The following is a 19,846-nucleotide window of genomic DNA, read 5'->3' on the forward strand; positions in this document are numbered from 1 at the left end:
CGGAGAGATATGAAGATCTCGGAGACCAGTGACGAGGCGTCCGGTGTCGCCACGCTGAGCGTCAGCGGCCGGCTCGACTCGCTGGAGGCGGGCAATCTGCGCCGGGCGATCGACCTGTTGATCGACAACGGCTGCACCTCGCTCACCATCGACCTCACCAAGATCGTCTTCATGGACAGTGCCGGCCTGGCGGCGGTGGTGCAGGCGCACCGGCGCCTGCAGTTCTCCGGCGGTGAGCTGGTCGTGGTACGCCCGGCCGAGGAGAACGCGAACCGCGTCTTCGAGCTCACCCAGTTCGACAAGATGCTCACGATGCGCGACGCCGCGATCGAGCGGTGACCCGGGTGGAGAAGATGAACGGTGACGTCCTCGTGGTCGAGGACGACGTCGTCTCCCGCATGATCCTGTGCCGGATGCTGCAACAGATGGACCTGAACCCGGTGGCCGCCTCCAGCGTCCAGGAGGCGCTCGAGGTCGCCGGCAAGGGCGACTTCCGCCTGGTCATCTCGGACTTCATGCTGCCCGACGGCACCGGCCTGGAACTGCTCGAGAAGCTGCCGGCCCTGGGCCGGCAGAGCGCGCCCTTCATCCTGGTGACCAGCGTGGGCACCGCCGTGATGGAGAACGACGGCGGCCAGCACAAGGTCGATGGTTACCTCACCAAGCCGATGCACTCCCGGGAGCTGCGGGCCATCGTCAAGAAGGTCTGCGGGGACGAGTCGTGAGGCGATTCTCCTCATGGCGGTGACCTTCCCGCCGAAGGTTACGCGCAGAGCCAGCTCCCACTGAACTCATCCCCGGCAACGGACGGAACCCAGATGGCCCTCACCCCCCAGATCCTCCGAAGGCACCTGGCCTCGCCGCTTGCGCGGGTCGCCGGAGTCGCCACCCTGCTCGGCGGTGGTCTCGTCGCGATACCGCCCACGGCGGCGATGGCCGCCGTGGCGGTCCCGACCGCGCCCACCAGCGTGACCGCCGAGCGCTCCAGCAAGGACGTCCGTGACTTCACCGTCTCGTGGCAGAAGGGCACCGGCCCGGTCAGCCAGTACGCGGTGGTCGTCTTCGCCGACGGCAAGCGGACCCAGAAGAACGTCTCCGCCACCACCACCAGCCTGCTCGTCGAGGGCAACTCGCTGCAGAGCGTGTACCAGGTGCACGTGGCCTCGCTGAACTCGGAGAAGCAGGGTTCGGTCTCCGACGAGATCACCGTCAACCCGGTGCTCTCCGGCCCGCCGGTGGACGTCAACGGCTCGGTCAGCATCGACGGCTCGGGGATCACGGCCCGGTGGTCCCCGCCGCAGCGCGCCGGCCTCAACCCGGTCCTGCGCTACCAGGTGACCTTCACCGACTCGCTGACCCGGATCAAGCGCACCTACGCCACCACCAACACCCGCCTGGACGCCCCGGTGGACGCCGACCGCGTGTACGAGGTCGGGGTCTCCGCGGTCACCAAGGACGGCACCAGCATCACCGAGACCGCCGAGCTCGGCGGCGCCAAGGCCTCCACCCCGCGGTACTTCACCGCGATCCGCGACTCCGACTCGCCCGAGCAGGTCGTGCTCAACTGGTCCACCCCGGCCTGGGCCGGCTCGGACGACGTCGTCACCGGGTACGAGATCGGCTCCGGCACCGGCACGGTGACCAGCTGGTCCGCTGTCGGCGACACCCTCACCACCACCGTCCCCCTGGCGTCCGCGAAGTCCGCCGTCTACTCGGTGCGGGCGCTCACCGCGGGCGGCGCCTCGGCCCTGGCCGACCCGAACTCGGTCGACACCGCGGTCAAGACGCAGCAGGTCAACGACGCGTACCCGATCGCCGCCAGCTCCACCGGCAGTGACGTCACGGTCAGCTTCGCCTCCAACCTGGCGGTCAGCCAGGAGTGGCTGTGGGCCTGGCTGCTGCCGGCCGACGGCTGGTCGTACCGGGACATGCGCATCGTGCGCAACGGCCTGCAGAAGGCGATCTCGTTCAGCGACGTGCCCAGCGGCCGCTACAAGGTCTACATCCTCGGCCTGAACAGCAGCCTGTTCGCCATCAACGGCGTCACCCTGTTCAACGAGGAGATCATCGTCAACGACCTGTCCGAGACGGTGAACGCCACCGAGGCCGCGTTCAGCGCCGGCAGCTCCACCTGGCACGGCATCTACCCGCCGGCCAAGCTGCCCAACGTCGCGATGACCGACAAGATGTCCTACGACGGCGCGACCAGCATGTCGGTGACCGCGATCGCCAACAGCGTCGGCCAGAACATCACCGCCGGCGCCGGCCCGGCCCGCGCGGTACCGGTCAGCGGCGGCAAGCAGCTGGTGGTCTCGGCCCAGGGCTACACCACCACCCTGCCCACCCAGTGGAACCTCGGCATCTCCTGGTGGGACGCGAACAACAACCAGATCGCGGTGTCCCGCACCAACCGCCTGGCCAAGGTGCTCGGCAACTGGAAGTCCTCCGGCGGCACCTTCACCGCGCCCAAGAACGCGGTGGCGGCCAGCGCCTTCGTCGAGGTCGGCGAGCTGCTGCGCGGACAGACCTTCTACATCGACGACATCGCGCTGCGCAGCTACGTCCCCTCGCAGCAGGTCTCCACGGCCGGCGACTGGAACGTGGTCCGCGGCCAGGCCCAGCTCTCCGGCGGCACGGTCTCGATGACGACGGCCGGTGACAGCGAGGTGCTCGACAGCGACACCCCGGGCAACGACATCAGCGTCAACACGCAGGCCCAGCTCACCTCGGGCACCGGCGCGTACGGCGTCGAGGTCCGCGGCACCAAGACCAGCACCGGGACGACCGGATACCTGGTGCAGGTCAGCAAGAAGGCCGGCAGCGCCGGCACCGTGCAGCTGCTGCAGATGGTCGCCGGCAAGGTCTGCGCGTCCACCCTGGCGAGCGCGACCCTGGCGTCGTCGTTCAACCCGGCCACCGCGCACAAGGTGACCGTCCGGGCGGCCGGCAACGGCCTCGGCGTCTCGCTGGCCGGCAAGCAGGTGCTGACCGTCAGCAGCCTGTCGGACGTGGTCACCGCCAAGAAGTGCGGCGCGGCGCCCACCGGCACCGCGGTCGGCCTGAGCAAGGCCGGCGACGCCACCGTGGAGTTCACCGGGACGGTCCTGAACAAGGGCTGATCCACCCGGCCGCTGACCCGGCCGTTCTCAGATGCCGCCGATGTCGTCCGACAGGGGGGATATGGGAACGGTCGGGTCTTCCGTGCTTCGCCGGGTGCTCGCCGTTCTCCTCGTCCTGCTGGTCGTGGTCCTGATCGCCGGCCGGTGGCAGTACGAGGGCTCGCTCGTCACGATCATGCTCACCGCGATCACCGGCCTGCTGATCCTCGGCGGCGCCGCGGCGGTCCTGCTGGCCGCCGCGCTGCTGCGGGCGTATTGGCTGGCAGGGGCGGCACTGGTGCTCTGCGCGGTGCAGGTCCTCTGGCTGGCCGGGTCGTACCTGCGGGCCGGCGAGCAGCCGGTGCCCGCCGGGGCGACGACGATCCGGATCCTGTCGGCGAACCTGCTGCTGGACAACACCCGGATCGCCGAGCAGATCGGCGTGTTCCGGGAGTCCGGCGCCGATCTGCTCAGCCTCCAGGAGGTGACCCCGGAGCACCTCGCCGTGCTGATGGACGGGGGACTGCCGTCGGTCTATCCGTACAGCGTCGCGGACCCGCTGCCCGGCTTCCACGGCTCGGCGATCTTCTCCAAACGGCCGCTCGCCGATGCGCGGGCCTTCGACGTCAGCGGCTTCCCGATGACCACGGCCACCGTCACGGTGGCCGGCACCGCGGTCCGGGTGGTCGACGTGCACGTGGTCGCGCCGCTGTCGGTGGAGAGCGTCGACCGGTGGCGCAACCAGCTGGCCGACCTGGCCGGCATGCGACCCGACGGCGCGAACCGGGCGGCCGTGCTGATCGGCGACTACAACGCCACCCCGGACCACGCGGCACTGCAGGCGATGACCGCGGCCGGGTGGCGGGACGCGGCGACCGAGGCCGGCAACGGGTTCGCCCTGACCTACCCGGCGAAGGGCTTCCCCGGGACACCGCTGCTGCGGATCGACCACGCCATGGTGTCCGAACCGCTCACCGTGGTCAGCGCCCGGACCCGCGACAACCCGGGCAGCGACCACCGGATGCTCGACGTCGTCCTCTCCGTCCCCACGGCCTCATGATCCTTACCGGCCACCGCACCGCCCGCAGCCCGGCCGCGGTGCCGGACCGGCCCGCCCCGCCGGAGCCGGCCGAGACGCGGCAGACCCCGCCGGAACCCGGGCCCGGCTTCGTCCGGCGCCACCACCTGCTGCTGATCGCGATCTGCATCCTGGCGCTCTACCACGGATCCCTGCTGCTCAGCGGCAGCTACCAACGCACGTACGACGCGTACGTGCACATCTTCATGGCCGACCACTACCGGCGCGGCTGGTTCACCACCTGGGAGCCGCGCTGGTACACCGGGTTCACCACGGTCAGCTACCCACCCGGCAGCCACTACGCGATAGCCGCGCTCAGCCAGTTCGCCGGCCTGCGCGGCGCGTTCGTGGTGGTGCAGATCTGCGCGCTGATGAACCTGACCGTCGGGGTGTACCGCTGGTCGCGGATCTGGGTCGACGACCGGGCCGCCGGCTGGGCGGCGATCCTGCTGGTCGTCTCCTCGTCGATCTCCGAGACGGTGCACGTCTTCGGCCAGCTGCCCACCACGTTCTCGCTGGGCTTCCTGCTCAACTCGCTGCCGTACGCGTACCGGTGGGTGCGCGGCGGCAACCGCAAACACCTGCTGCTCGGCATCGTCTGCACCGCGGCCACCACCGCCGGGCACCACGTGACGACGCTGTTCGGCGCGGTGTTCTTCGTCGGCCCGGTGCTCGTCGCGGCCCTCGTGGCGCAGATGCATGTGCCCCTGCCGGAGGAGCCCGGGGGCCACCTGAGCGACATCGGCAGACGGTCGCTCTGGCCGGTCGCGGCCCGCCGTCTGCGCCGGGTGCTGCGGCCGTTCGTCCGCACCGCGGTCTACGGAACACTGCTGGTCAGTGCACTGCTGATCGTGGTGCTGCCGTACTGGCTGTATTCCCACAGCGACCCGATCACCCAGGTCAGCATCCCGCACGCGAGCCGGGACAACTTCCTGGAGAACACCGCCGCCGGACTGGTCTTCTGGGTGATCCCGTGGGGGACCACGGTGCTGACCTTCCCGTACGCGATGATCCGCGCCCTGACCTCGACAGCCTGGCCCCTGGGGCTGTCGCTGGCGGTGCTGGCCTTCTTCGGCACCGGCGGCACGACCCCGTTCCCGCGGCTGATCCTCGGTGGATCCTTCTACATCCTCACCCTGGACCGGTTCACGTTCTGGGCCACCATCTCGATCCTGCCGCTGGCCGGGGCCCTGGTCTCCAGCGTCACCGACGGCAGCATCCGGGCCTGGCTGATCCAGAACATCGGCCGAAGACTCGCCGGCCTGCTGCCGGTGCTGTTCGCCATCACGCACCTGGCGTTCACGCTGTTCTCCGCCAATCTGACCCACTACCGGCCGTTCCAGCCCAAGGCCATCGACCCGGACCCGATCGTCGCGTTCCTGGACAAGGACCAGCACTCCCGCTGGCGATACCTGTTCCTGGGCTTCGGCGACCAGATGGCCTGGGTCGGCGCGAACACCACCGCCGAGACGGTGGACGGCAACTACCACTCGGCCCGGCGGCTGCCCGAACTCACCTCCCGCCCGGTCGAGCGGCTGGAGGGCGCGAAGTACTCCGGCCTGCCCGGCATCGGCAGCCTCCAGCAGTTCCTGGCGGTCCCCGAGCGCTACAACCTCAAGTACGTCTTCAACAACGACGCGTTCTACGCCCCGCTGCTCAACTTCAGCGGCTGGCACGAGCTGGGCTCCCTGGAGAACGGCATCATGGTGTGGGAACGCGCCGACATCTCACCCCTGGCCAGTGACCGGGAGGCCAAGGAGGTGGCGACCTGGCAGCGGCTGATGTGGGGCACCATCCCGGTCACCGCGCTGTGCTCGGCCAGCCTGCTCCTGATCTGGGCGGCGTTCGGCGCCCGCGTCCCGCACTGGTTCAAACGCCTGGTCCGGCGCAAACGGCGGTTCCCGCTGCCGCACCCGTTCGCCGCTCTGATCGGCTGGATCGACCGGCGGCTGGAACGCTCGTCGCAGCGGATGGGACCGAAACGGCGGGCCGAGGAGGAACGCTGGCAGACCTTCCAGCCGCTGCTGGAACGCGTCCGGGCGGAGGCCCGGATGCGGATCTCGCCCCGGCGGCGGCGGATCCAGGCGAGCGCGATAGTGCTGCTCCTGCTGACCACCGTCGGCTGGGTGGGCTGGAAGTACCGGCCACGGACGCCGACACCGGAGAAGGTGGTGCAGACCTACTTCGACCACCTGGACTTCAACCGGCGGGAGAAGGCGTACGACCTGCTGTACCCGCCGACCCGGCCGACGTTCGCGGCGTACCAGGCGGACCTGTCGCGTGACGGCGGCCTGGTCGCCTCGTTCGGCAAGCTCGACGACATCACCACCCACGTGTCCCGGACCACCTCGGCGGGTGTCACGGTCAGCGCCGACCTGACCTTCCTCACCTCGCTGGAGGAGTTCCACATGACCCGCGAGATGACCCTGCGCCGGGTCGGCGGGGTCTGGCGGATCGACCTGCCGCTGGCCGCGGTCTACGAACCCGCCGACAAGTTCACCGACCGCCCGACGGTGTCGTTCCTGGAACAGACCCGGCAGACCAACGCCATCCAGCGCAGCGACACCACCGACGTGGCCGACGTCCCGGAGCTGGCCTTCCGGTCGGTCCGCTCGCTGCGCCTCGACGGCCGCTGGGTGGCCGTCGGCGAGGTCGTCAACATGGACGTCGACCCGGTCGACGTCACCGTCACCGCCCAGATCCGCGACGCCGGCGACCAGCTGCTCGCCTCCTGGGACGCCGCCCAGGTGCTGATCCACAAGTTGCTGCCCGGGGAGAGCTCGCCGTTCCGCATCGAGTTCCAGCTGATCGCCGGGACCGGGCAGTACGGCACCGAGGCGGACGGCGGCGTGCAACGCGACCAGAGCACCACCGACGGCGAGACCAGCGCGGCCGCCGCCGACACCGGGACCGCCTCGTCGACGGCGAGCACCAGCACCCCGGTCGAGTTCGACCCGAGCCAGATCACCCCACTGGTGCTCTCCGAGGGGTCGGTGCCGGCCCGGGTCGACCTGTACGCCCGCGGCTCGGTCACCTCCCGCGGCACCACCCGAGGCCTGCAGGTGTCGCAGCTGGCGGTGGAACGGGCGGTGGAGGGCACGTACTTCCTGACCGGCGAGATGCGCAACGACATGACGATCGAGGCGGCGATCCCGCACCTGCTGCTGGCCTACCTGACGAAGGAGGGCGAGGTGGGCTGGGTGGACCACGTGTACCTGCCGAACAGCATCGCCCCGCAGCGGCAGACCACCTTCCGGGTGGCGATCACCGACGGCGCCGGGATGACCGCGTCCGGGCTGCCCACCCGCGGGTACGCCGGGACCGGGAAGAGCCCGGCGCCGAAACGGGAGGCGATGGTGGCCACCCCGGCCGGCAACGGTTTCGCGATGATCCAGGTCTATGCGACCACCTACGTGCGGGGAGGGAAGTGAAAGGTCCGGGACGTCACCGGCGGCCACCCGACCCGGGCCGCCGGATGCTGGCCGTCGTGTCCGTGCTGCTGCTCGCCGCCGCGGCCGGATGGTTCGCCACGCGCCCGGCGCAGGACACCGGCACCTCCGGGACCGGCGGCGGGACCGCCTCGGCGTACGCCCTGACCCTGGAACTGCCGGACCGGGTGGCCGCCGCCGAGACGATGAGCGTGCGGGTCGGCGGCGCCCCGATCGGTGCCACCGTGTCACTGGTCAGCATCGGCGGGCTCGGCACCAGCACGGCCGACTCGATCGCCGGGGCCAACGGGGCGCTGTTCCGGATCCCGTCGGCCACCACCCGCTGGGCCGGGGCGCTGACCTTCGTGGCCCGCAGCGGCGAGGCCATCGCGTCGCGGACCATGCGCGTGGTGCCGGGCGCCGTGGTCGAGCCGACCGTGGCCGAGGTCGGACCCAAGACGATCGTCGCGGACGGCGCCGACGTCTCGATGATGGTCACCGTCCCGGTGGACGCGTGGGGCAACGCGCAGCCGGACGGCACACCGGTGACCATGGTGCGCAAACGGCCCACGGGGGGCGTGGAGCGCCGGAGACTGACGATGGCGGGGCTTTTCGCGTACGCGATGCTGCCCTCCGGGAAGAGTGCGGGCAACGGGCTGGTCGGTGTCTCGGTCGGGGACGCCAGCGGCTCGGCGGTGGACCTGGCCGAGGTGGCCGCCCCGCCGCTGCCGTTCACCTTGCGGACCGTCGGGTTCGTGCCGGTGGCCGACGGCCGTTCGCTGCTCACCGTGCGCACCTCCACGCTGCGCGACGCGCACGGCAACGTGGAGCCGGACGGCACCGCGGTCCGGCTCCTCTACGACGGGGTGGCCGGGGAGGGCGAGGCGGCGAGCTACACCGTCGGCGGGCTGGCCGACTTCACCCTGGAGGCGCCGGACAGGGCGGGCCGGATGCGGCTGCGCGCCGAGTGCCGCGGCACGACGACCGCCCGGGTGTTGCAGGTCGCTTTCCCGACGGTGGATCCGCGCATCCCGGTGACCGCGGCCCGCGGCGTCAACGAGGTCACCGTCACCGTCGGCCCGGTCACCGGGGAGATGGGCGCGCTGATGGTCGACGGGACGCCCGCCGCGGTCACGATCACGGACGCGACCGGGAAGCACAACGACGCGAGCGGACAGCTGATCGGCGGCAGCCTGACGCTGACCCTGGTCACCGACGGTCTCACCGGTCCACTGCGGGTCCGGGCCACGGTGCTCGGGGCCGCCACGACCCGGGACCTGGCATGATCCAGCGCAACCGGCTCAAGCGGATCTTCGCGCGGGCCCTGGTGGTGGGCAGCGTGGCCGGCGCGGTCGGCACCCTCGCCCTGGTCGGCCGGCTGGCGATCTGGGACACCCCGAGCAGCACCACGACCGTGGTGCCCGCGGTCGCCGACCTGCCCGACGACGCGGACCGGCTGGTCACCTGGGGCGCCGACCGCTGGGACGGGCTGCGGGACTTCGAGCCGGCCACCCGGGTGCTGATCGAGGCGGCGTACGTGCGGGCCTGGGCGGCGCTCGGGCGCTACCAGTCGACCGGGGACACCAGCCCGGTGATCAGCTCGTTCACCGGCTCGGCCCGGGACGCGGTGCTCGCCCTGCCCCGCGGCTCGGCGGCCACCTGGGGCGTCGGCCACCGGCTGGAGCTGATCTTCTACGCGCTGGACGGCGGCACGGTCGGGATCCGTGACACCGCCGCCGACATCGTCCGGTCCGCGGTCAGCGGCGGGTCGGCCACCGTCACCGACGCCCGGGAGACCTACCAGGTGGTGCTGGTCAAGCAGGAGGGCACCTGGCTGGTCCAGCAGTTCCGGCGGACCGGGACCGGCGACCCCGCGGTGGTCGGTGCCGGGGGCGAGGGCGGCATCTCGGTGCTGCCCGGGTCGGCGAAACCGGGCACGGCGCTCGCGGTGCCGCAGCTGACCGGGGCGAGCCTGTTCCTGGACGTGACCGCGAACCTCGACGAGACCGCGGTGAACGCCCAGCTGACGGCGGCCCGCGACCTCGGCCTGGACACGGTGCGGCTGCCGTTGTCGTACCCGGACCTGGGCGCCGACACCCCGGACGAGGACGTGCTCAAGCGGGTACGGCGCTTCCTCGACCTGGCCGCTGCCCAGCGGCTGCGGGTGGTGCCGGCCCTGTTCGCCGGGCTGGACACGCCCACCCCGGACCTCTGGGTGGCCACCGACATGCACCTGCGGGCCGTGGTCGCGGCGCTCGGCGACCACGCGTCGATCGTGCTCTGGGACCTCGCCGACCGGCTCACCGCGGACGAGCCGGGCACCTCGGCCGACGTGCAGGCCCGCGCCTGGGTGCTGCACACCGTCACGCTGATGCGTGAGATCGCCCCGGCCGCGCCGATCACGGTCACCTGGCCGGACGCCGAGTGGGCCGGCAACGCGACGATGAACTCGCTGCTGGACGTGGTGTCACTGACCTGGAGCGGCGACCGCGCGCAGCTGCCGGCGGCGCTGTCCGCGGTCGCCCGGGCCGCCGCGGGACGGCCGGTGATGCTCTCCCGGTACGGCATCGACACGTACAACAGCGTTTTCCCCGGTGGGCACACCGAGCGTGAGCAGGCCTACGACCTGGCGCAGACCCGGTTGATCGCCGGCCGCAACAACCTGCGCGGCGCGATCTTCGCCGCGCTGCGCGACGGCGACACCGATCAGGAGACGGGTCTGCTGCCCTGGCGGTCCGGTGCGGCACGCGCCGGAGGCCTCCTCCGCGACGACGGTACGCGCAAGGTCGCGGCCGGCCTGGCCGGTGCGAGCAGCGGGCTGGACACCGTGGCCGCGCCCCCGTTCGTCACGAACGCCCTCCGCAAGCCCTTCTGGTGGGTGACGATGAGTTTCGGTACCGCGATTCCTGCGGTCGTCGTCCTGCTGGTGCGCAGGCGGCGGCGCCGGGCGGCGGCGGGAGCCGGAGACATCCGGATGGCAACCGAACCGCACGCCGACGAGCACCGTCACCGGGAAACCATGGCAGCAGGGCCGGCGAAGGGGAGCCGCGCGGGAGGGAAGACATGGGTTACGCGGCACGTGCGCTGGTGGAGGCGATAGCCTCGCCGGCCGCACTGGTGGACTGCTCCGGGCGGGTCCTGACCACGAACGCGCGGTGGTCGGCGCTCGGCGGTCCGGGCAGCGTGCACGCCGGTGCGGGGGAGTCCTTCCCGCCGGAGAACACGGGCTGCGAGGCGCACGCGCGGATGACGCAGACCGTCCGGGCCGGCACCCCGCTGGGTGAACCGGTGACGGTGCGCTGCGGGTGCGACGGCGCCGAGCGGGCCGTCCGGATCGCCGACATCACCACCGAGCGGGGCAACCGCCGGCGCCTGGTCACCACCGAGCCGGCCGCCGGCAGCGCCGACGAGGTGGCCCGGGAGAAGGCCGAGTTCCTGGCGCTGCTCAGCCACGAGGTGCGTACCCCGGTGACCGCGGTCGTCGGCCTGGTCGAGGTGCTCCGGGCGATGACCCTGCCGCACGAGATCCGCGAGGTCGTCGACGGCGTGCACCGGTCCACCCACGCCCTCCAGTCGATCACCAGCGACCTGATCGACCTGGCCCGGCTGCAGACCGGCCAGCTGGAGCTGGACTCGCGACCGGTGCCGCTGCGCCACCTGCTCGAGGGTGTCATCGAGCCGCTGCAGGACCTGGCCCGGCAGAAGGCGCTGCTGCTGCTCGCCGCGGTCGAGCCGGGCATGCCGGACGCGGTCTGGAGCGACCCCAACCGGATCCGCCAGGTGCTGACCAACCTGGTCGGCAACGCGGTCAAGTTCACCGAGAGCGGCGAGGTCGTGGTCACCGCCCGCCGCGACGGCGAGGGCCGGCTGGTGCTCACCGTCCGCGACACCGGTCCGGGACTGGCCGACGAGGATCAGCGCCGGATCTTCGAACCGTTCGTGCAGGTCGACTCGTCCGCCGCGCGCCGGCACGAGGGCGCCGGCGTCGGCCTGGCCATCGCGGCCCGCATCGTGGAGAGCATGGACGGCATCCTCGAGGTCGACTCGTCGCCGGGCGAGGGCTCGGAGTTCCGGGTCCGGATCCCGTTGCGGGCCGCCTCGGCCGACGAGGACCACGGCGCGGCGCCGCTGGCCGGCCGCCGGATCACCGTGGTCGCGCCGTCGCCGCACTCCACCCAGGCGCTGAACTGGCTGCTCACCTCGGCCGGCGCGATCGTCACCATCTCCGGCATGCCGGAGGTGCTCCGTGGCATCCCGGACAGCGAGGTGGTGCTCTGGTGCGACGACACCCACGACCCCGAGGTGGGCAAGCGGGTGGAGGCGGTGGAGAAGGCCGCCGGCCCGGACGGCCGCGCTGTCATGATCAGTACGACCGACCCGCGCCGTGGACTGTTCCGCGGCGGCAACATCCTGACCGCCCCGCTGCTGCGGCACCGTCTGGTGGCCACGCTCAACAAGGAGCGCACCGGGGTGCGGGGCGCGCCGGTGACCCCGCCGGCGCTGCCGCCGGGCAGCCGGGTGCTGCTCGCCGAGGACAACGACGTGAACCGTTCGGTCCTGGCCCGGATGATCACCCTGCTGGGTGTGGAGTGCGACGCGGTGGCCGACGGGGCCGCGGCGGCCGACGCGGTGCTGACCGGTCCGCGCTACGACGCGGTCCTGATGGACCTGCAGATGCCGAACGTGGACGGGATGGAGGCGACCCGGCGGATCCGGGCGGCCGGGTTCCGGACCCCGATCCTGGCGCTGACCGCCACCGCCATGAACAGCGTGACCGAACGATGCCGGGAGGCCGGGATGGACGGCGTGCTCACCAAGCCGATCACGCTGCCCCGGTTGCGGCAGGGGCTCGAGCCGTACCTGGTCGCGCCGGTGCCCGAACCGGTGATCCCGCCGTCGCCGGTGTCCTCCCCACCGGCCCCGGCCTCCCCGCCACCGGTCTCCTCACCGCCGGACTCGCCGGCGTCGGCCGTACCGGCCGCGGCGATGGCGCTGGTCGACGCCACCCGGCTGTACGACCTCGAGGAGCAGCTGTGCGACCGGCCGCTGATGATGGCGACGGTGCGCGCGTACCTGGAGCAGGTGGTGCCGCGCCGGACCGAACTGGCCGAGGCGGTCCGCTCCGGCGACCACTCCTCGGTGTCGCTGGCCGCGCACACCTGGAAGTCGTCGAGCGCGCTGCTCGGCGCCGACGCGCTCGCCGCGGCCTGCGCCAAGCTCGAGGAACGGGCGGTGGCCGGCGCGCCCGGCGACGAGTTACGCGGTCTGTTCGAGGAATTGGATAGCACGGTCGACGGCACGGCCGCGGCTCTCTCCGGTTACCTTGCCGATGGGGAGCGGATCAGCTGAGATGGGACACCCGATGAATTCCACGGCCGCCGAGCGCGGCGGGATAGCCACCGTGACGCCCCAGGACCGGACTCTGCCCGTCCCGGCCGGGCCCTCCCGCAGCGTACGCCGCAGGCTCGCGATCGCCGACGCGCGGCGCCCCTCCCGGTCGGTGCTGCGCCAGCCGGTCATCGGCGCCGACAAGCTGGTGGCGGCGAACGCCGCGCTGCGGGCCGAGAACCGCACCCTGACCTCGTCGCTGAACCGGGTCCAGGAGTTCGCCGGCGAGCTCAGCCACGACCTCAAGGCCCCGCTGATCACCATCGTGGCGTACGCGGACCTGCTCAACCACCTGGACGCGAACCAGATGGGCGCGGGGGAGTACCACGGCTTCCTGAAGCAGATCACCACCAGTGCCGAGCGGATGCAGCAGCTCATCGACGACGTGCTGGAGTCGCTCTCGGCCCGCGACGACGAGATCAGCGCCGAGCCGACCGACCTGGCCGCGCTGGTCGGGGAGGTGGCCCAGGAGTGCCTGGACCGGTTCCGGGCCGCACACGAGGGCCCGCCACCGGAGATCATCGTGGACGAGCTGCCGCCGGTGACGATCGACGCGGTGATGGTGCGCCGGGTCTTCGACAACCTGCTCGGCAACGCGATCAAGTACGTCGGGCACGGCGACGTGGCCCGGGTACGGGTGTCCGGCCGGCCGGACACCCGGGGGTGGGTACGCATCGACGTGACCGACAACGGCATCGGCATCCCGGACGGCCAGCACGAGATGGTCTTCGCCGGGCGGTACCGCGCCCACGCCGACGCCGGGTATCCCGGCACCGGTCTGGGCCTCAACATCTGCCGCCGCATCGTGGAGGAGCACGGCGGCCTGATCGGAGCGGAGCCCGCGGAGACGGGCGGAACGAGATTCTGGCTCACGCTGCCCGCGGTCGCCGGGTGACCGGGCACGACAACCGAACTGCTCCCGTGAAGCACCACAGGCCAAAGCCGCCGATGGCTAGGCTATTTGTCTGGAATGTTATTGGGACGGGGCCAACCATGATGACTGCGCAACAGATCAGTAACTCCACGATCGACGACTCACTGACCGATCCCGACCGGCTGATGGCCGTGGCCGAGATCCTCGACGCCGACAGGCTGAGTGCAGCGGATCTGGAGCAGTTCACCCTCGGGCTCACCAAGGTGACCGGCAGCAAGATCGCTGCTGTGAACCTTGTCCTGGGCGACGAGGTCCTGGTGACCGGGTCGCACGGAATGGACGGCTGGCTGCTCGAGACCAGCACGTACGAGACGGACCGCACACCCTGCTCGACGGTGGTCCGGACCGGGCGCACCCTGCTCATCCCGGATCTCCTCCAGGAGACGCTGTACTCCCAGTGCCCGCTGGCCAGCAACGGCGGGATCCGGTCGTACGTGGGCGCACCGCTGCTGACCATCCGGCGCTACGTCGTCGGCACGGTCTGCCTGCTGGACCGCGAGCCCAACGTCTTCACCGAGGCGCACCGGACGGTCCTGGAACACCTGGCCCGATATGCCGCCACCCAGTTGCGGATCGGGGACTAGGGCCGGGGCCGCAAGGCCGCGGTGTGCGCCAGGAAGCGTCCGATCACGTCGACCTCGTCCTCGCTGAAACCCTCGGTGAGCCGGGCGTTGAGGTCGTGCACCACCGATTTCGCGGTGGTCACGGCCTCACGCCCGAGCGGGGTCAGCGCTAGCCGGACCGCGCGGGCGTCCGCCGGATCCGGTGTCTTGGTGACGAATCCGCCCTTCTCCAGGCGGCTGACGAGTCCGCTCATCCCGGACGGTGACGCGCACAGTGCCGCCGTCACGTCGCCCACCAGGGAGTCGTCGTGCCGGGCGAGGTGGAACAGCACGCCCGCCCCGGCGGCGCCGATGCCGGTGTCCCCGGAATGCGCGTCGATCAGCCGCCGCAGCGAACGCTCGGCGCGCATCAGGTCGAACACCAGCCGCCGGCTCATCGCACGCTGCTCCCGGCATGCCGGCGCAGCCAGCCGAGCAGGTCGGGCCAGAGGGCGTCCTTCACGTGGCGGCGCATGAACCCATGATGGCCGATCTCGGTGACACCGGCGTCGGCGGGTGAGTAGGTGCGCCGCTCGACGGTGGCGTTGGCCAGGTGGGCGGCCAGGCCGTCGATCTGCGACGCCGTCGCCCACTTGTCGTCGGTGAGGCCGATGATCAGCACCGGGAGGGTGACCGTGGCGGCGCGCTCCGGGCCGCGCATGGCCGGATCGGTGAACAGGTATCCCTCCTGCTGTGACCAGGCCGCCCACTGCGCCATGGCGGCGGCGGGGATGTCCTCGCCCAGCCCGAGACGGCGGGCCGGGACGTAACCGAGCATGCGCCCCAGGGCCGGCCCGAGCACCTTCATCACCAGCGACACCCGGAGGCGCTCGGCACGGTCCGGGATCTCCCGGATCGACACCACGTGCGAGGCGACCAGGGCGAACGCGGTCAGCCGCCCGGTGCCGTGGCCCAGCGTCAGGGCGTGCCCGCCGAGGCTGTGCCCGATCGCGAACTGCGGCAGGCCGGGGAACCGCTCGTGCGCCCATGCGGCCACGGCCGGCACGTCGGTCTCCATCCAGTCGCGCATGGCCAGGTGCCGGTGGGCGCGCGGCGAACCGGACCGGCCGGTGCCCCGGTAGTCGTAGGTGATCGTGGCGATGCCGTTCTCCGCGAGATAGCCGGCGAGGTTGCGGTAGAAGCCCTGCGGGGTCGCGGTCGCCGCGTGGATCACCAGCGCGGCCTCGGGCTCGCCGTCGGGCTCCCACAGCGTCCCGGTGATGACGCCGTCACCGGCCGGGACGGTGATCGTCTGGTTATTTCGCATGCGAAACAAACTAGCGGTGCCGCGCACGGCCGGGGAAGGCATGATGACGGGCGGATCCCACGATCACGAACAGGAGTCGCGATGACCCGCGTGTGCTTCACCCTTCAGGTCGCCCCGGAGAAGCTGGACGCCTACCGGGCCGCGCACGCCGCGGTCTGGCCGGACATGCTGCGGGCCCTCAAGGACACCGGCTGGCACGACTACCGGCTCTACCTGCGCCCGGACGGGCTGCTCGTCGGCGTCCTGGAGACCGAGGACTTCGCCGCGGCGCAGGACGCGATGGCGCGTACCGAGGTGAACCCGCGCTGGCAGGCGGCCATGGCCGAGTTCTTCCCGTCACTCGGCGAGGCCCGGCCGGACGAGGGCATGTTCGTACTCGACGAGATCTTCCACCTGGAGGCGCAGCTCGAGGCGCTCTAGCCGTGTTTCGTGGTCAGGGTGCGAAGCCCGTCCGCGTGGTGATTACGGGCGCGCTGGGCACCCCAATTCACCACACCGGTTGTGGTGTGTTGATTTCGGGCGCGCTGGACGCCCCAATTCACCACACCGGTTGTGGTGTGTTGATTTCGGGCGCGCTGGACGCCCCAATTCACCACACCGGTTGTGGTGTGTTGATTTCGGGCGCGCTGGACGCCCGAAATCACCACGCTGTTGTGGGTGTGGTGATTTCGGGCGCGCTGGGCGCCTGAAGTCACCACGCGGACGGGCTTTGCGCGATGACCACGAGACGTCTCTGGCCGGGGAGGTTCCGCCGTCGATGTCCGCGGAACGCCGGACTTGCGCGCCCCTGGTCTGATGGACTCTGCCGCGAGTGATCCGTGCGGCCCGGGCGGACGTGTTACCTGACGTCAAGGCTTTCGGGCCGGACACCGACGGGGGTGACAGTGACCGATTCGCCGACCAGCACACGGCCGGAGCGAGCCACCAGAACGCGGACACCACCGCCCGGCCGGGCGGTCACGCCGGCCGGGCCACCACGGCGCACCACCCGGGCCGGTGACGTCCTCGGCCGCCTGCTGCCCAGCGTGGTGCCCGGCGCGCTGATGGCCGGCATCGGCTCGATCCAGGCCGGCCGGCCCACCCTGAGCTGGGACGAGGTCACCTCCGCCGAGGTGGCCGCCCGGAGCCTGCCGCAGATCTGGGACATGATCCAGAACATCGACGCGGTGTTCGGGTTCTACTACGCGTTCCTGCACTTCTGGAGCGCCGTGGTGGGCTCCTCGGAGACCGATCTGCGCCTGCCGTCGATCATCGCGATGGCCGGCGGGGTCGCGCTCGCCGCCGAACTCGGGCGCCGCCTGTTCACCCCGATGATCGGGCTGATCACCGGGCTCATCCTGTGCGTGGTGCCGAACACCTCCCGGTACGCCGCCGAGGCCCGGCCGTACGCGTTCGCCTGCTTCTTCTCGGTGCTGGCGCTGCTGATGCTGGTGGTGGCGGTACGGCGCGGTCGCGCGTACACCTGGATCGGCTACGGCCTGAGCGTGACGTTCCTGGGTCTCGCCCACCTGGTCGCCCTGACCACCCTCGCGGCGCACGCCGTGCTGATCGCCGCCCACCTGTGGCGCCGCCGGCGGTGGCGGCCGGTCGCCGTCTGGGCCGGCACGGTGATCGCGGCGCTCGTGCCGCTGCTGCCGCTCGCCTGGCTCGGCGCGCACCAGGAGGACACCCAGCTGCACTGGGTCGAACCGATCACTCTCGGACGTCTGCAGGACATGCCCGCCGAGATCACCGGTTCCGCCGAGGTGGCCTGGCTGCTGATCGGCCTGCTCGTGCTCGCCTCCTGGCGGCCGTTGCTGCGGATCGCCCCGATCGCCGCGCTGGCCCTCGGGCCGTTGTGCGCGCTCGCCCTGGTGTCGGCGCTGATCTCGCCGATGTGGGTGGCCCGATACCTGCTCGTGGTGCTCGCCCCGATGGCGATGCTGGCCGCCGTCGCCCTGGCCGGCGGGCGGGAGGGCTGGTCTCGTTTCGGCGCGCTGCGGATCGTCTCGGTGCTTCTGCTGCTCGCGGTGGTGTCCGTGCCCGCCCAGCGGCAGATCCGCGGGCCGGCGGCCAAGAAGGGCCCGGACTACCGCACCGCCGCCCAGGTGGTGGCCCGCAACCAGCAGCCCGGCGACATCGTCGTGTACCCGCCGAAGAACCGTCAGGTGCGTGCCGGCATGGACTACTACCTGGACCGGCTGCCCACCCAGCCGGCCGACCCGCTGGTCCGGGTGCCGTCCGCGCGGACCGGCCTGCTGATCGCCGAGGAGTACCCGGACGTGGCCGTGCACGTGGACGGCGCCCGCCGGATCTGGCTGATCGTCGGTGACCGCCGCGACGACCCGGTCACCGCCCGGCCCGGTCTGCGGCCGCTGCTCGACGCGGAGTACCGGCGGGTCGGCTTCTGGCAGCCGAAGCGGGCGACGGTGGCGCTCTACGAACACGTCGGTTGATGGCAGGCTGGCGAGATGCTGGTTCTGCTTCCCGACACGATGCCGTTGTCCCCCACGCTGCCCGACGGCGTGACCGTTTCCGTCTATGACACGCAGGCGCCGCTGCCGGACTCGTGCCGGGACGCCGAGGTGCTCGTGGTGTGGGGCAACAGCGCCGCGAACCTGACCGATTGCGCTCAGCGGCTTCCCCGGCTGCGGTGGGTGCAGACGCTGGCGGCCGGACCGGACGCGGTGCTGCGGGCCGGGTTCGCGCCGTCGGTGGTGGTGACGGCCGGGCTCGGGCTGCACGACCGGACCGTGGCGGAACACGCGCTGGCGCTGACGCTGGCCGCCGCCCGCCGGGTGAACCTGCTGGTCCGGGCCCAGATCGGCGGCCGGTGGGCGGGGGAGCTGGGCGGCTTGCAGCCGGTGGACGCGCCGGGCACGTTCCGGACGCTGCGCGACGCGAACGTGGTGATCTGGGGATTCGGCGGGATCGCGGGGACGCTGGCGCCGTTGCTGGCGGCGCTGGGTGCCCGGGTCACCGGGGTGGCGCGGACCGCGGGTGAGCGTCACGGGTTCCCGGTGGTGACCGCCGCGTCGCTGCCCACGCTGCTGCCGGACACCGACCTGCTGATCTCGATCCTGCCGGGTACGCCCGAAACGGATCGGGTGCTCGACGCCGCGGTGTTCGCCGGGCTGCCCGAGCACGCGTGGGTTCTGAACGTGGGGCGCGGCAGTGTGCTCGACGAGGAGGCGCTGGTGGCGGCGTTGCGGGCGGGGCGGCTCGGGGGAGCGGCGCTGGACGTGTTCGCGGTGGAGCCGCTCCCGGCGTCGTCGCCCCTGTGGGACGAGCCGAATGTGATCATCTCGCCGCATGCGGCGGGCGGTCGTCCCGAGGGTGCCGACGCGCTGCTCTCCGAGAACCTCGCCCTCTTCCGGACGGGTCGGCCTCTGCGTAACGTCGTCGCCCGCTGACGCGGTCAGTGCGGGGTGGAGCGGGCCCGGACGTGCAGACGCTCGCCCTGTGGTCCGAAGATGTTGAGGATCTCGGCGGGCCCGGTGCCCGGATTCAGGACCAGGTGCGGGAGCCGGGTGTCGAACTCGGCCGCCTCGCCCGGTTCCAGCTCCAGGTCGTGGGTGCCGAGGATGAGCCGGATCCGCCCGGACAGGACGTACAGCCACTCGTACCCCTCATGGGTCTTCTGTTCCAGGTCGCACGCCGGGCCGTCCGGCGGCAGGATCTGCTTGAAGGCCTGCAGGCCGCCCGGCTGACGGGTCAGCGGGATGAAGGTCCGGCCGCCCCGCACGATGGGTTTGGCCCGCACCCGCGGGTCGCCGGTCTCCGGGGCGTCGACCAGCTCGTCCAGGCCGACCTGATAGGCGGCGGCCAGCGGCAGCAGCAGTTCCAGGGTCGGTTTGCGGGTGCCGGACTCGAGGCGGGACAGCGTGCTCACCGAGATGCCGGTGGTCTCGGCCAGCTGCGTGAGGGTGATCTCCCGCTTCCGGCGCAGGTCCCGTAGCCGGGGCCCGACCGCCGCGAGCGCGTTCTCCAGGTCTTTTGCCATAACGGCAAGGATAGTTGCCGTCTCGCGCAAGGGTCATGCACCGTGAGGGCAACGCGAGAGAGGAAACAA

Annotated in this window: 17 protein-coding genes; 14 read left to right on the forward strand and 3 right to left on the reverse strand. The window is 71.8% G+C overall.

The annotated features are described in order from the left end of the window. The first annotated feature begins 9 nt into the window (after window positions 1-9). From QSK32_RS01120 to QSK32_RS01165, 10 genes are all read left to right on the forward strand, one after another. Entirely contained in the window at window positions 10-339 is a 330-nt protein-coding gene (locus tag QSK32_RS01120) for an STAS domain-containing protein (protein ID WP_045744194.1), read from the forward strand. Between the two features lie 14 nt (window positions 340-353). Next, complete coding sequence (locus QSK32_RS01125; protein ID WP_245674062.1) at window positions 354-725, forward strand: response regulator; 372 nt, start codon at window positions 354-356, stop codon at window positions 723-725. 93 nt (window positions 726-818) lie between these two features. Beyond that, entirely contained in the window at window positions 819-3,119 is a 2,301-nt protein-coding gene (locus tag QSK32_RS01130; RefSeq protein ID WP_285470974.1) for a fibronectin type III domain-containing protein, read from the forward strand. A 94-nt stretch (window positions 3,120-3,213) separates the two neighbouring features. Next, window positions 3,214-4,158 carry an endonuclease/exonuclease/phosphatase family protein gene (locus QSK32_RS01135; RefSeq protein WP_285470975.1) on the forward strand — a complete coding sequence of 315 codons (945 nt, stop codon included), beginning with the start codon at window positions 3,214-3,216 and terminating at the stop codon, window positions 4,156-4,158. Next, window positions 4,155-7,607 carry a putative glycosyltransferase family protein gene (locus QSK32_RS01140; RefSeq protein WP_285470976.1) on the forward strand — a complete coding sequence of 1,151 codons (3,453 nt, stop codon included), beginning with the start codon at window positions 4,155-4,157 and terminating at the stop codon, window positions 7,605-7,607. Before QSK32_RS01135 ends, QSK32_RS01140 begins: the two co-directional genes overlap by 4 nt. A gap of 56 nt (window positions 7,608-7,663) precedes the next feature. Further along, complete coding sequence (locus tag QSK32_RS01145; RefSeq protein WP_157411192.1) at window positions 7,664-8,890, forward strand: hypothetical protein; 1,227 nt, start codon at window positions 7,664-7,666, stop codon at window positions 8,888-8,890. Beyond that, window positions 8,887-10,704 carry a hypothetical protein gene (locus QSK32_RS01150; RefSeq protein WP_045744190.1) on the forward strand — a complete coding sequence of 606 codons (1,818 nt, stop codon included), beginning with the start codon at window positions 8,887-8,889 and terminating at the stop codon, window positions 10,702-10,704. Before QSK32_RS01145 ends, QSK32_RS01150 begins: the two co-directional genes overlap by 4 nt. Continuing rightward, window positions 10,668-12,953: an ATP-binding protein gene (locus QSK32_RS01155; protein ID WP_045744189.1), complete on the forward strand. Its 2,286-nt coding sequence runs from the start codon at window positions 10,668-10,670 to the stop codon at window positions 12,951-12,953. Before QSK32_RS01150 ends, QSK32_RS01155 begins: the two co-directional genes overlap by 37 nt. Before the next feature lie 13 nt (window positions 12,954-12,966). Continuing rightward, a complete protein-coding gene (locus QSK32_RS01160) occupies window positions 12,967-13,887 on the forward strand; it encodes a sensor histidine kinase (RefSeq protein WP_169792481.1) in 921 nt (306 codons plus the stop codon). 98 nt (window positions 13,888-13,985) lie between these two features. Further along, a complete protein-coding gene (locus tag QSK32_RS01165) occupies window positions 13,986-14,510 on the forward strand; it encodes a GAF domain-containing protein (RefSeq protein WP_045744188.1) in 525 nt (174 codons plus the stop codon). On the opposite strand, the gene QSK32_RS01170 is transcribed toward QSK32_RS01165, so the two are convergent. Both QSK32_RS01170 and QSK32_RS01175 read right to left on the reverse strand, forming a co-directional pair. Further along, entirely contained in the window at window positions 14,507-14,926 is a 420-nt protein-coding gene (locus tag QSK32_RS01170) for a MarR family winged helix-turn-helix transcriptional regulator (RefSeq protein WP_285470977.1), read from the reverse strand. The two genes, QSK32_RS01165 and QSK32_RS01170, sit on opposite strands and share 4 nt — an antisense overlap. Further along, entirely contained in the window at window positions 14,923-15,795 is an 873-nt protein-coding gene (locus QSK32_RS01175) for an alpha/beta hydrolase family protein (RefSeq protein WP_285470978.1), read from the reverse strand. Before QSK32_RS01175 ends, QSK32_RS01170 begins: the two co-directional genes overlap by 4 nt. A gap of 81 nt (window positions 15,796-15,876) precedes the next feature. Between QSK32_RS01175 and QSK32_RS01180 the strand changes: the two genes are divergently transcribed. From QSK32_RS01180 to QSK32_RS01195, 4 genes are all read left to right on the forward strand, one after another. After that, complete coding sequence (locus QSK32_RS01180) at window positions 15,877-16,215, forward strand: L-rhamnose mutarotase (protein WP_045744185.1); 339 nt, start codon at window positions 15,877-15,879, stop codon at window positions 16,213-16,215. A 35-nt stretch (window positions 16,216-16,250) separates the two neighbouring features. Next, window positions 16,251-16,484: a hypothetical protein gene (locus tag QSK32_RS01185; protein WP_285470979.1), complete on the forward strand. Its 234-nt coding sequence runs from the start codon at window positions 16,251-16,253 to the stop codon at window positions 16,482-16,484. A gap of 195 nt (window positions 16,485-16,679) precedes the next feature. After that, window positions 16,680-18,230 carry a glycosyltransferase family 39 protein gene (locus QSK32_RS01190; protein ID WP_285470980.1) on the forward strand — a complete coding sequence of 517 codons (1,551 nt, stop codon included), beginning with the start codon at window positions 16,680-16,682 and terminating at the stop codon, window positions 18,228-18,230. A gap of 15 nt (window positions 18,231-18,245) precedes the next feature. Beyond that, complete coding sequence (locus QSK32_RS01195) at window positions 18,246-19,187, forward strand: NAD(P)-dependent oxidoreductase (protein WP_045744182.1); 942 nt, start codon at window positions 18,246-18,248, stop codon at window positions 19,185-19,187. Between the two features lie 5 nt (window positions 19,188-19,192). Here the strand turns inward: QSK32_RS01195 and QSK32_RS01200 are convergent, their stop codons facing one another. Continuing rightward, the gene (locus tag QSK32_RS01200; RefSeq protein WP_045744181.1) at window positions 19,193-19,777 is read right to left on the reverse strand and encodes a helix-turn-helix domain-containing protein; all 585 of its coding nucleotides are present in this window, start codon (window positions 19,775-19,777) and stop codon (window positions 19,193-19,195) included. Window positions 19,778-19,846: the final 69 nt, after the last annotated feature.

The organism is Actinoplanes sp. NBRC 101535, from assembly GCF_030269225.1.
Classification (GTDB): domain Bacteria; phylum Actinomycetota; class Actinomycetes; order Mycobacteriales; family Micromonosporaceae; genus Actinoplanes; species Actinoplanes rectilineatus.

Bases quoted from the DNA above. Each gene is read 5' to 3' on its own strand.
- QSK32_RS01125 (WP_245674062.1), top strand. From the start codon at position 354: ATGAACGGTGACGTCCTCGTGGTCGAGGACGACGTCGTCTCCCGCATG.
- QSK32_RS01150 (WP_045744190.1), top strand. From the start codon at position 8,887: ATGATCCAGCGCAACCGGCTCAAGCGGATCTTCGCGCGGGCCCTGGTG.
- QSK32_RS01165 (WP_045744188.1), top strand. From the start codon at position 13,986: ATGATGACTGCGCAACAGATCAGTAACTCCACGATCGACGACTCACTG.
- QSK32_RS01175 (WP_285470978.1), bottom strand. From the start codon at position 15,795: ATGCGAAATAACCAGACGATCACCGTCCCGGCCGGTGACGGCGTCATC.
- QSK32_RS01140 (WP_285470976.1), top strand. From the start codon at position 4,155: ATGATCCTTACCGGCCACCGCACCGCCCGCAGCCCGGCCGCGGTGCCG.
- QSK32_RS01155 (WP_045744189.1), top strand. From the start codon at position 10,668: ATGGGTTACGCGGCACGTGCGCTGGTGGAGGCGATAGCCTCGCCGGCC.
- QSK32_RS01200 (WP_045744181.1), bottom strand. From the start codon at position 19,777: ATGGCAAAAGACCTGGAGAACGCGCTCGCGGCGGTCGGGCCCCGGCTA.
- QSK32_RS01195 (WP_045744182.1), top strand. From the start codon at position 18,246: ATGCTGGTTCTGCTTCCCGACACGATGCCGTTGTCCCCCACGCTGCCC.
- QSK32_RS01170 (WP_285470977.1), bottom strand. From the start codon at position 14,926: ATGAGCCGGCGGCTGGTGTTCGACCTGATGCGCGCCGAGCGTTCGCTG.
- QSK32_RS01160 (WP_169792481.1), top strand. From the start codon at position 12,967: ATGAATTCCACGGCCGCCGAGCGCGGCGGGATAGCCACCGTGACGCCC.
- QSK32_RS01180 (WP_045744185.1), top strand. From the start codon at position 15,877: ATGACCCGCGTGTGCTTCACCCTTCAGGTCGCCCCGGAGAAGCTGGAC.
- QSK32_RS01130 (WP_285470974.1), top strand. From the start codon at position 819: ATGGCCCTCACCCCCCAGATCCTCCGAAGGCACCTGGCCTCGCCGCTT.
- QSK32_RS01120 (WP_045744194.1), top strand. From the start codon at position 10: ATGAAGATCTCGGAGACCAGTGACGAGGCGTCCGGTGTCGCCACGCTG.